This is a genomic window from Parasutterella muris (genome assembly GCF_943193095.1).
GTDB lineage: Bacteria > Pseudomonadota > Gammaproteobacteria > Burkholderiales > Burkholderiaceae_F > Parasutterella > Parasutterella muris.
On record NZ_CALPCV010000009.1, the window covers coordinates 23,150 to 34,512 of the forward strand.

General features: G+C 43.7%; 8 protein-coding genes. 4 read left to right on the forward strand and 4 right to left on the reverse strand.

What is annotated here, in order from left to right; all coding sequences use genetic code 11:
- Positions 1 to 316: 316 nt before the first annotated feature.
- Positions 317 to 1,969: a bifunctional metallophosphatase/5'-nucleotidase gene (locus NFR90_RS04800; RefSeq protein WP_160335553.1), complete on the reverse strand. Its 1,653-nt coding sequence runs from the start codon at positions 1,967 to 1,969 to the stop codon at positions 317 to 319.
- Between the two features lie 392 nt (positions 1,970 to 2,361).
- On the reverse strand, positions 2,362 to 3,345 hold the full coding sequence (locus NFR90_RS04805) for a tyrosine-type recombinase/integrase (protein WP_251451082.1): 984 nt from the start codon (positions 3,343 to 3,345) through the stop codon (positions 2,362 to 2,364).
- 702 nt (positions 3,346 to 4,047) lie between these two features.
- On the opposite strand from NFR90_RS04805, the gene NFR90_RS04810 reads away from it, so the two are divergent.
- The 4 genes from NFR90_RS04810 to NFR90_RS04825 all read left to right on the forward strand — a co-directional run bounded on the left by NFR90_RS04810 (position 4,048) and on the right by NFR90_RS04825 (position 8,583).
- Positions 4,048 to 5,868, forward strand: a complete 1,821-nt coding sequence (locus NFR90_RS04810) for a sensor histidine kinase (protein WP_251451084.1) — start codon at positions 4,048 to 4,050, stop codon at positions 5,866 to 5,868.
- On the forward strand, positions 5,861 to 6,478 hold the full coding sequence (locus tag NFR90_RS04815; RefSeq protein ID WP_277612796.1) for a response regulator transcription factor: 618 nt from the start codon (positions 5,861 to 5,863) through the stop codon (positions 6,476 to 6,478). Before NFR90_RS04810 ends, NFR90_RS04815 begins: the two co-directional genes overlap by 8 nt.
- 118 nt (positions 6,479 to 6,596) lie before the next feature.
- Positions 6,597 to 8,189 (forward strand): FAD-dependent oxidoreductase, encoded by a 1,593-nt coding sequence (locus NFR90_RS04820; protein WP_160335557.1) that lies wholly within the window; start codon positions 6,597 to 6,599, stop codon positions 8,187 to 8,189.
- A gap of 61 nt (positions 8,190 to 8,250) precedes the next feature.
- Positions 8,251 to 8,583 carry a cytochrome c3 family protein gene (locus NFR90_RS04825; protein WP_160335558.1) on the forward strand — a complete coding sequence of 111 codons (333 nt, stop codon included), beginning with the start codon at positions 8,251 to 8,253 and terminating at the stop codon, positions 8,581 to 8,583.
- Between the two features lie 169 nt (positions 8,584 to 8,752).
- On the opposite strand, the gene NFR90_RS04830 is transcribed toward NFR90_RS04825, so the two are convergent.
- Both NFR90_RS04830 and NFR90_RS04835 read right to left on the reverse strand, forming a co-directional pair.
- On the reverse strand, positions 8,753 to 9,448 hold the full coding sequence (locus tag NFR90_RS04830) for a potassium channel family protein (RefSeq protein ID WP_160335559.1): 696 nt from the start codon (positions 9,446 to 9,448) through the stop codon (positions 8,753 to 8,755).
- A 9-nt stretch (positions 9,449 to 9,457) separates the two neighbouring features.
- Complete coding sequence (locus tag NFR90_RS04835) at positions 9,458 to 11,278, reverse strand: TrkH family potassium uptake protein (protein WP_251451088.1); 1,821 nt, start codon at positions 11,276 to 11,278, stop codon at positions 9,458 to 9,460.
- Positions 11,279 to 11,363: the final 85 nt, after the last annotated feature.

An 11,363-nucleotide genomic window follows, 5' to 3' on the forward strand; every position in this document is an offset into this window, starting at 1 on the left:
TGCCACCTTGGATTCATCTGCTTCAAGCGTTACAAATACACTTTGGCAAATGCACTCTGCGAAGTACCATCATACTTCCGGCAACTCACGTATGCCTTACGTCGCAGAATACTCAGCTGTATGCAGCCTTTCCTTGCGCCCTCAGCGACCCATTATGCAAGTATGCGTCCTGCCCGTATCTCAGCTACACGGACTCTCTGTGAGTGCACTACAAGCTTTACTTTCGCTTCATAGGTTTAATTTCTATTTTTAGAATATCAAAGAAAATTTAGAAAAATAAAGTTCTGACAGAAATTTTTTTGGGTATGTAAAACCCCTAACGTTCAGCTTTTGCACCCGTGATTGCGGTAATACTTTGTTCCGGTCGATCCAAAACCGGTGAGTTCTTTGTCAGCCACTTGGCAAAAAGTTCCGGTATTAAAACATTTGTTTTTTTGACAACTTTTCCGCTGCCAAGCGCCTTATGTCCGTCTCCTCCGGATGCCAGAAAGGTGTTCAGTGCGACCGTGTACCTGCGATTGAGCTTTATCGGCACCCATCGTCCCTTCTGATTTTGAACCTCAACAGAGATGACACGTTTACCGACTTCAGCAGTAGGATCGTAAGAATATCTTAACCCCGCAGTTTGCAAAATTCTAGGACCTATGCCGCCCTCGTCTGAGACACCGCGCTCAACCGCTTCGAGAAGCTCTCGCCCGGTGTATTCTTTGATTTCCAATATGTCCTGAAAGGGCTGGAGGTTATCCAGATCTCCTTTTGTTACTGTCCCGACCGGTATTGATCCACGGAAACTTCCGCCGTTAATCAGTGCAATGGATGCTCCGTTCTTCTTTGCGTATTCAAGCATTGCACGCGTTACTAGAAAGGTAGAAAAACAGTCCCCGTGTCGGCATGCTTCTATTCCGTCGTTAGCTCTAACTCGGTTCTCACCGACAATAACGGAATTTTCTTTTTGAATTTTCTCAGCCGCCTCATCAATAATCTGTGTGATCTCTTTATCCCCGCCGGCTTTTCCCATCAGCATCGGACTGCCAGACCAAGAAATCGGCTTGCCGGTGTTATCGAATCTGACGGAAAGATTTCCAAGATACTTTGCTTCTCCGGACGTGGTCACGATCAAAACCGGGGCTCCGTTTGGAGACTTTTCAACAATGGGGTAGCCCCCTATTTTTGATCCCGGGCCGATGTAATCGTGAGTATGTCCGCCAACGATAATATCAATGTCTGCGACCTCTGAAGCCAGCTTTTTATCAAAAGGCAAGCCCATATGAGAAAGCACAATAATGACATGTACGCCGGCTTTTTGAATTTCCTGTACAGAAGAGCGGACGGCTTGTATCGGATTAATAAATTTCGTGTGTCTGCAGGCGATGGATTCGCTGACAACATCGGGATTTGCAATACCGATGATGCCAACCCTCTCTTTGTTGTATTCGGTAATGACGTACGGTTTGATGTTTGCTTTTCTAAGCGCACAGCCGTCTTCCGGCTTTAAGTTCGCTGCCAGAAACTGGTAATTAGCCGTGTTAATAAATGCCAGAAGCTTTTCGCAGCCTTCATCGAACTCATGGTTGCCCAGCGTTGCATAGTTAAACCCCATGAGATTATCGATCTTTCTAACGAACTGTGATTTTCCGTTCACGTAGAGTAATGAACCTTGAAACTGATCACCTGCATCTAAGAAAAGTGTTTCAGGGTCTTCTTTTTTAGCCTGTTTTACATAAGCCGCAATAGCGCCGTAACCGCCGGTACAGCCTTCTTCCCGAAGACAAGCATTGTCACTCTTGCTTCCGGCAAAATGCGAGTGCATATCGTTAGTATGGAGTATTTTTAATTCCGGTCCATTGTCGACTGAAGGATGAAGAGCGCAGCCTGAGAGAAAAAGCACAAAGAGAAGCAGAAGACAGGTTCGCTTATAGACGGCTGCTAATCCATGAGCGGAGTCTAAGTTAGTCAAAGTTTTATGCATTGAACGATCTGCTTTGGCGGAATCTTTGTGATGAAGCGTGCCAAATTTAAAACGATAATTTACCAAAAACCTGCGGTTTGGAGTAATTACTATTTTCTCGTTTACAACTAAATCCATTGAAGCCAGTTGCAAATTTGATAGCTGTTGTCGGAAGTTTGCGCTTGGAAATGCAGCCGCTTTGGCGTCCGAAGCTTTGAGAAAAAAGAGGTATGTTGATTCAAATGAATAACCCCAACTCGTCAGAGTATTAATAAAGTTAAATGGCAAAGAAAAATTAAAGGATTAGACGCTATGCCGAAGTTTGTGACCACAGCCGGATGAAGCAGACTACATTATCTTCCGTTATTTTTAACTCTTGGGTTGTTTCGGTTTGCGCTCTTATGGCGGACCATTTATCTCAATTTAACCTTCTGAATATTTTCAATAATCCTCTCTTCTCCTCTTCTATCGTAATTCGAAGTTGTGACGACGCTGGCGTGTCCCATCAAATCTCGTACAGCGACTAAGTCAACATTTTGCTTAATAAGCCGTGTTGCAAAAGTTCGTCTGAGATCATGCGGTGTCACTTTGTCTGTAATGCCAGCAAGAGCTGTATATTTTTGAACAATCAGTCCGACAGCTTCAGGTGTCAGCGGAGCCTTTGTATCGATGACGCCAAATCGTCTAATTCTGACAAAGATTGGTCCTTCTGTCTGACTGCCTCGAACATCGATCCATTGATCGAGCGCCTGTCTTACTTCATTCGGCATATAAACTTTTCTTTGCTTATCTCCTTTCGCGATAATTTTTAACGAGCCTTGCCGTCGGTCATATCCCTCAAAAGAGATTGAAGAAATTTCAGCGCGCCGTATTCCTGTTCCGATGAGGATGGCAAGAATTGCGTGATCTCGGATTTCTGAAATTTTGGGCCCTGAGCTATTGTCGAGCAATGCAGCAGTTTCTTCTAAACTTAGTTCACGTCCTACGGTTATACGTTTGGTTCTGAATTTTTTTATTTGTCTAATGCGCGCTGTTTCTTCCTGTGTCATTAGCCCAAGGGACCATGCAGCCTCGCTGATTCCCCGAATGGCAGAAATATATGAGTTCAGAGAGGAGCTCGTATAAATCTGACCTCCGTTTTCATTTTTCAGCTCACTCATGATCTGAATGAGTTTTCTGAAATGGATCAGCCGAAGTGATCCCCAAGGTACTTCATGACAATTGTTAAAACCAATCAAGTTAGCCATGACATTGAGTCGGCTTTCTAAACAGCGTATTGAGTTTACTGATCGAAATCCTGCCAGATAAAAAGTAGCCACATCAATCGTTTCAGCAGGTTCGGGAACGCTGATTCCAAAATTATTCTTGTCTCCGATAACTAGAAGGGATTTTTCCATAGAGGCCCCGAATATTTATCTTTACTTCTTATAAGTAATATTATATGAAATAGAGTAATAAATCGATAATTTGTAAATTTTTGGAAAATAGGGAGGTTGTTTTAGTAACCAGGCCTCGAACTCGAAAGCGTCGTCACTAATCAAATTCTCATAGAGAGCACCAAGTAAGTTTTATAAGGAAGCCGTTTCAACAATATCTTCAGCAATGAAGTTCGTGACTGTGATAAAGGAGTGGTAAATGCTCTACAGATCAATACGGTCATTTGAGCTACCGAAAGCGTACATACAGCACAGGGAAATACATCAGTCGGCCCAGTTCAATTCATGCAACAGTGAAGATTCGGTCTATCTTAAATTTCAATAATTAATATCTAACTTCGGTTAACTGTATACATCATTTAATTGATAATGATTTTTCTAAACAAGAAATTTAATAAATATGACGATAGTTAACAAAAGATGATGAGATATTACTGTCAATTAGTTGGAATAGTCAGAAATTAGAGCACTGACGGTGAATTATCTTATACGTCAGTCACTCCGTCACTCATCCTTTCATGACATTCTTGTATGAAAGAACCAGACCGGCTCGATCTAAAGTAAAATCGTTATCAGACACTTACAGAAAGAGGTTCAATAACTCATTAGATAGAGACTAGCCGTTAATCAACCCACAAATGCACAAAAATAGGGAAGAAAATAGTGAACCGCAACTCTCAAGGCATAAGAACCTCGATCAAGGCTCTTTTATCATCGTTGTTTACAACCTTTATTGTTACCTTAGGTTTCCAATCGTCACTTTGTGCCACGGAACAAAATCAAAAAACGGTCACGCTTGGGATAAGTGAGTTTGCATCCCATAATATTAATGAGCTTATTATTGAAGATACTATCAAAACACTTCAAAAAGCGCTTAAAAACAACAAACTTGTTGTTAAAAGGCTAAATCTTATTGGTATTACGAATGCGGTAAAGAGCAAAGAATTGGGCCTTGTATTGACGTCTGCTGGCGCTTTTCGGCGACTCGTTATCGAGAGAACAGGCTTGAGGGATTTAGCAACCGTAGCTTCCGATCTGGCACCTAATCCTAACTATGCAGACGGCTCGGTGTTTTTTGTCAGAAGAGATCGCGAAGACATTAAAACCATTGCAGATTTAAAAGGTAGAGTTGCTTCAGCTAACTATCCATATGCTTTCTCGGGCTGGCAAATAGCAATGGGTGAGCTTCTAAAACAAGGGTTCGCTCCGGATAATTTCTTTAAGAAAACCCTTTTTCTTGGTCATGACGCATATCCTGCCATACAGGCTGTCTTAGATAAAAAAGCAGACGTTGGCATCGCCAGAGCCTGCTTCTTGGAATACTCCGGCCTACTTGAGCAAAATCAGCTGAAAATTATTGGAGCAAAGCCAAGCGGAGAGGAGTTCCCATGTCTTCACTCTACAGACCTTTATCCAAATTGGACACTGTCTACGACGCCAAATACGCCACCTGAGATCAGCAGGGTTGTTTCAGCAGCGCTATTGGATATGCCGCCCATTGCCCATAACCTTCACTGGAGCGTGGCAACTGATTTCACAAAGGTCGATAAGCTTTTTCTGGACCTAAAGGTCGGTCCTTATGAATACCTACGGAAATTTGATCTGACACGTTTCATCCGAGAATACCGCCATTATTTTATATTCGCTGCTCTCTTGTTCTTCGGCTTGCTCCTGCACGTTGTTCGCGTAAATGCCTTGGTTATCAAACGAACTAGTCAGCTTACTTACTCTCTTAAACGTGAAAAGGAGCTCGCTAAGGAAGCCAATGTGATTCGGCAGCGTCTTAATAAAATACAGACTTCAGGCGTTGTGGGACAGATGGGAACAATGATAGCCCATGAACTCAAACAGCCTCTTGCCACAGCGAGCAACTATTGCTTCACCCTGAGAAGACGAATGGAGAGAAATGACCTTCCTCCGGCACTCCTGGATACTTCTCTGGAAAAAATTAATAAACAGATGCAAAAAGCCACGCAAATTATCGATAAGGTCAGATCCTATGCTAAGGGGGATCGTTTTCGAGAGGAAATTAATATCGTGTCTGTTGCTTCTGCAGTAGTTGTAGACTTAAAAAAATCATCTCCTGAAGCTGGCTGTATCAGTTTTTCTTCCGCCTCAGAGCCGCATTGTGCGAAGTGTGATGAGATAGAACTTCAGATCATCTTATTGAATATTCTCAATAATGCGCTTGAAGCGGTTCATAATCAAGCGTCGCCCAAGATTTTCTTAGAAATTTCTGCGAAAGATAAGGACATCGTACTTAGCGTTTCGGATAACGGTCCGAGAATTAGTGAGGAGATGTGGAAAACTCTTGAAAACCACTCTCAAAAATCAAGCAAGGAGGATGGCCTCGGATTTGGTCTCTTAATTGTCCAATCCTTAGCGGAGGATTTAGGCGGGAAGCTTATCTTTAAAAGAAATGTACCAAACGGATTAACCGTGACAGTTTTAATTCCGAGCTGCGGAGCGAATGAAAATGGCTGAGAAAGCGTGTATTCGAGTCGTTGATGACGATGAAGATCTGTTGGAAAGTTTGGAATTTCTTTTGGAAAGTGAGGGCTGGAAGGTAAAAACCTATAGTAGCGCCCAGGATTTTCTCAGAAATGATGCAGCTTCAGTCACCGGCTGCTTAATTAGTGATATTCGAATGCCGGGAATGACAGGGCTTGAGCTGCAAAAAGAGATGAACGATCGACACATTCATCTGCCGATCATTTTCTTAACAGCCCATGGCGATATCGATATGGCCGTATCCGCGGTGAAGGCAGGAGCCATTGAGTTCCTACAAAAGCCGGTTGATCAGGAAAGACTTCTCAAGGTCGTAGCCGATTGCGCGAGGAAGTCAGCAAAAGGCTACTCTTTACTCAGTTTCGATATTTTTGAAGCGCGTCGGCGCTGGGATGCCCTAACGGAAAAAGAAAAAACAGTTCTGAAGTTTGTTGCTGCCGGTCTTATGAACAAGGAGGTCGCAGAACGCCTTGGTAATTCAGTGAGAACGATTGAAAATCACCGGGGAAACGGTTTGAAAAAGTTGCAGATTCACACAATGGCGGAGCTTAACCAATTGATTTCTGCGATCAAGGAAAACAAGTAGTCAGAAAAAAATAACTGAATGTTGAGTAAACACAAACTACCTAGGTAGTCTCTCGGAAAATAATTTCTCCATCAGGCAGAAGCAAGCCTTAACAAAAGTGTCAATCCCGGAGAAAATTATGACAGTTCAATTATCTAAACGTTCATTCCTCAAAGGCCTTTTTGCAACTGGGGCCGCTCTTCCGCTCGGTTCTCTCGCACACGCTGCCGTCAGCGAGATTCCTCAGAAATGGGATCGGGAAACTGACGTCGTCATTCTTGGTTACGGCGGTGCTGGCGCCTCTGCAGCTATCACAGCAAAAGATGCGGGCGCTGAAGTTGTCATTTTTGAAAAATGTGCCCAGGGCGGCGGCAACACAGCTGTTTCTTCCGGCGGCATGATGATCCCGAATAATCGCGAAAGAGCGATCGCTTACCTCGATAAGACCTACGACTTTGCGAACTCTCAGAAAGATGCTGAACTTCTTGAAGCGTTTGTTGACGAAGCAATGAAGTCTAAAGAATTCCTTCTGTCTCTCGCTCCGGATCAGAAAGTCTATATCTATGGTCATGCGGGTTTCCAGAACATTCCTGAATCCGACGCAATCGATAAATGGCGTTTCCGTACTCCGAAAGGACAGAAGACCCGCGGCGGTGACATGCTCTTCAATAACTATCGCTATGCGGTTGAAACAGCCAGAAAGATTCCCGTTGTTTACAACGCAAAGGGACTAGAACTTATTCAAAAAGATGGTCAAGTGATTGGTGCGTGGATTGAAATCGAAGGTAAAAAACAGGCAGTTAAAGCCCGCAAAGGTGTCGTGCTTGCAACCGGCGGTTTCGAATTTAACGATAAGATGCTTTCCAACCACACTATGGGTCAGAAGTTCCATCGCCTCGGGCATCCTGGCAATACCGGCGACGGCGTGAGAATGGCTCAGGCTGCCGGTGCTGATCTTTGGCATATGAATGCTCTTTCCTGCCCGCTCGGTTTAGTGGTTCCGGGTCTGGAAACAGCTCTGCAGATCAATATGCTTGCTCCTTCTCATATTTACGTAGATCAGGACGGCAAACGCTTTACCAACGAAAAACTCGATAATCATACTTGCATTTATGCGGTCAATGCGCTCGACCCGATCAAACATCGTTACCCTAGAATTCCCTGCTTTGTCATCTTTGATGAAGAAGCCCGTAAGCGCGGTCCGATCATCGGAGGTGCTACTTCTGGTTATGCACTGAATCGAGAAAATTACAAGTGGTCTAAAGACAACTCGGCTGAAATTGAAAAGGGCGTCATCGTTTCTGCCCCGACAATTGAAGAGCTTGCGAAAAAGATCAACGTTCCTGCAGAAAATCTAGTTGCTACAGTTGAACGCTGGAATACAAACATCAAAGCCGGAGCCGATAAAGATTTCGGCCGTCCTCTGGAAAAGAAAGGCAAAGTCGCATTTGAAGGCCGCGAAGCCCCGATCGTCTCCCGTCCCATCGGTGAAGGTCCTTACTATGCTGCTGAGCTTTATCCGACAATCCTGAACACACAGGGCGGTCCGCGCAGAAATAAACTCGGTCAGGTTCTTGATCCGTTCAATCGTCCGATTCCGCGTCTTTACAGTGCAGGTGAACTCGGTTCTATGTGGGGTCATATTTATCAGGGTGCCACAAATAATTCAGAAGCCTGCGTATTCGGTCGCATTGCCGGTAAGACAGTAGCTGCGGAAAAGCCCTGGTCATAATCAAACTTGATCATCCTGCCAAAAGGCTCCTTTTGGCAGGAACCCAACTCAGAGATAAATAATGAAAAAATACCTCATGCTCTTCCTTCTCACGATGTTCTGTGCGGCAAGCGCCTCTGCGGCAGACAAGCTACTGGCTGATCGTCATATGGAACGTCTGGGAAAATGCGAAGCCTGCCACAAAACGATGCCTCCCAAGCAGGTGCCCTCCAAGGATTGTCTCTCTTGTCACGGAAGCTATGAAAAGCTTGCAGCACGTACCGATAAGAACGACATCAATCCGCATGACTCCCACCTTGAAGACCCTGACTGCGGTCAGTGTCACAGAGGCCATAAAAAGCCGGTACTAGCCTGTGACGAATGTCACGAATTTAAGAATATTCGGGTTCCATAAAATATCTTTTGAAGTTCTCCTTGGTCGACCGCATAAATGCGGTCATTTTTTCAACTCCATGCTTTTCTGCTTATTGGATCAAAATGTCGTTCTTGCGAGCATACCGCTTCATATAAAAGCTTTAATCCTCGTAAAAAGCTTAAAGAGGACGAAGATTTATGCCCCTTGTTTATTCCTTAACAGAGAGCAGAAAATCCGTAAAGTTCTTGCGGCTTCCCATCAGAACAATTTCATCATTCAGCAGGATTTTCTCTTCCATCGTTCGACGCTCCAAGTCCAGTATTTCTTCTTTCCTGCAGGGAAGGCCCAAGACATTTTTTTCAGTTACCTTCCGCACAGCCGACAGCAGTACAAGACCGAACCTTGAGAGATTCATGCTGCGATAGCTATGATCAACAAATCTTTCCGGGACCCTCATCTTCAAAATAATGTAATCATCACTGATATTGAAAGAGGTGCAGTTTGCGGCAAAAGCCAACTCAAATGTTAGGTCTTTCGCAGCCCTTTTCTCCGGAGCTAGGATACGATCCAGATTAAATGCTTCCAATACGGACTCATGAAGGTTATCAATTGCTCGCGCATAAATATGTTTTAGTCCCATCTTTTTAAGAAGCGCCACCGTACGCAGACTGGCACCAAAATCTTCACCGATCGCCACAATAATGACGTCCATATTCCTCAAGGGAAGCATTTTTAGTGCATTTTCGTCGCAGGAATCGAGCTGGTAGACAGTTGATAATTTATCCTTTATTGCTTCAATGTTGGACTCCTGGTTGTCGACGCCGATAACTTCGTTCCCGTGAAGCGCAAGATTGATAGAGAGCTCACGTCCATAAGTCCCTAAACCGATAATCATATAACGCATGTAATACTCCTAGTTAATGATGATATTTTCATCCGGGAAGACTTTCTCGGAATAGCATCTGCCGGAGAAGAGCCCAATCATCACCGACAGCAAGCCTACACGCCCTAAAAACATGGCGCAGCATAAGAGCGCCTTACTTTCCCAGCAAAGATTCGGCGTAAGTCCAAGAGAAGAACCGACTGTGCAAATTGCAGAAATCACTTCAAAAATAATAGCTTGAGATGAATGCTCAGGCTCAAGCAACATAAGTGAAAAAACAAAGAACAGGATTGCCAAAACGGATGACGATGCAACAGCATAAGCACGCATGACACAGTCATGTGGGATAGTTCGATTAAATGCACTTGTGTTGCGGCTTCCAAAAATCAAACTCTTAAGATTTAATAAAAGCACTGCGATCGTATTTACTTTAACGCCACCAGCCATTGATTGTGATGAGCCTCCTATCCACATAAGGACGCAAATCATAAGGATAGTCGCTGAATGGAAATCGGCCGGATTTACCGAAGCAAAGCCAGTAGTTCGAGGCAGAATCGAGTTAAATAACGATTGAACAAGCTTTGAGAAGAATGGAAGATCTTTCAGTACTCCGTTGAATTCTAAAATAAAGAAAAGAAATGCCCCTGTTGCTGTTAGGACCGCAGAGAGGATTAGGACTAGCTTGGTATTAAGATCAAACCTCGTTTTCGTCTCGTCCTGAAAAGATAATCCAATCTTCTGTTTCACGGCTGCAACGAGTTTGTCTTTTAAATTAATCAGGATCGGAAAACCAATAGATCCCATGAACATCAAAAAACAAATCACTAAGTAAAAAAACTGACTCCCATTCATCAGAACCGGATTACTCAGGCCGTCTTTCACATTTGAAAAACCTGCATTACAAAAGGCAGACATCGCATGAAAAGCAGCAAATACGCCTCTTTCATAATTTGAAGAAAAGAGAACAGCAGGTACCGACCAATAGATAAGGACTGCGCCGATCGCTTCAATCATCAATGTAAGCCCAAGTATATAAAGTAGGGTTGGGAGCAAAGCATCCATGGTTTTTGAGTAAACCATGTCTTTGATCAGTAGCTGGTTGTAGATAGAAGTCTGACCGGCATAGAAGATCGCAAAAACACTGGTAAACGTAATCAGTCCTAACCCTCCGATTTGAATAAGGCAGGAAAGTATTAGGAGCCCAAAGTTTGTAAAGACTTGCGAGATATCAGCGGGTGAAAGTCCTGTCACACACACCGCACTTGTCGAAATAAATAGGGCATCTATCAGGTCAAGCGGTTCTCTTGTACTTTTTGGGAGCATCAGTAAGAAAGTGCCTGAAGCAATCACCACAAGGAAACTTGAAGCGAGGATGAGCGTCGGATTTAAGCGATAACTTTGAGCGGCATCCAGGGCCTTTGCACTAAGAAAAATAATGGAATAGCCGGCTAGTGATACAAAGAGAAAAGTATTGGCCTGAAGGTAATGAAAAGGCGAAGGAAGAGGCGGTAGGAAATGGACCGCTGCATTAATCAGTATGAGGAAGTTAACGAGCCATTTCAGAACACCGGCCTTCTTCACATATGTGTCATAACTAAAAATGTAGCCAAGAAGAATGTTCAACGTAAAAAGGCATAAGACGCAATGCAGAGCAGCCAGAATCCAATCAGAAACATCTCCCGAATTTATTCCAAAAAAGAAAGCAATTCCAATGAGGCAAAACAGCGACGACAGTGTTGTGATCACTGAAAAAAATAAATCTAGTTTCGCAAGCCGATACGACAGGTCCTTAGATTTATGAACCGAAGAGTTTTTCTGCTTCCAAATAGCCCTCTTGATGGACTTTTCCAAATGAGACAAATGCTTTGGCATATACGCCGAATCACGTAGAGATGATTCCCATATCAAATTAAATCCGATTTATCTTAAAGACACA

What these genes read in the sequence shown, in the direction of transcription:
- NFR90_RS04800 (WP_160335553.1), bottom strand. Translation starts at nt 1,969, where the DNA reads ATGCATAAAACTTTGACTAACTTAGACTCCGCTCATGGATTAGCAGCC.
- NFR90_RS04805 (WP_251451082.1), bottom strand. Translation starts at nt 3,345, where the DNA reads ATGGAAAAATCCCTTCTAGTTATCGGAGACAAGAATAATTTTGGAATC.
- NFR90_RS04815 (WP_277612796.1), top strand. Translation starts at nt 5,861, where the DNA reads ATGGCTGAGAAAGCGTGTATTCGAGTCGTTGATGACGATGAAGATCTG.
- NFR90_RS04820 (WP_160335557.1), top strand. Translation starts at nt 6,597, where the DNA reads ATGACAGTTCAATTATCTAAACGTTCATTCCTCAAAGGCCTTTTTGCA.
- NFR90_RS04825 (WP_160335558.1), top strand. Translation starts at nt 8,251, where the DNA reads ATGAAAAAATACCTCATGCTCTTCCTTCTCACGATGTTCTGTGCGGCA.
- NFR90_RS04830 (WP_160335559.1), bottom strand. Translation starts at nt 9,448, where the DNA reads ATGCGTTATATGATTATCGGTTTAGGGACTTATGGACGTGAGCTCTCT.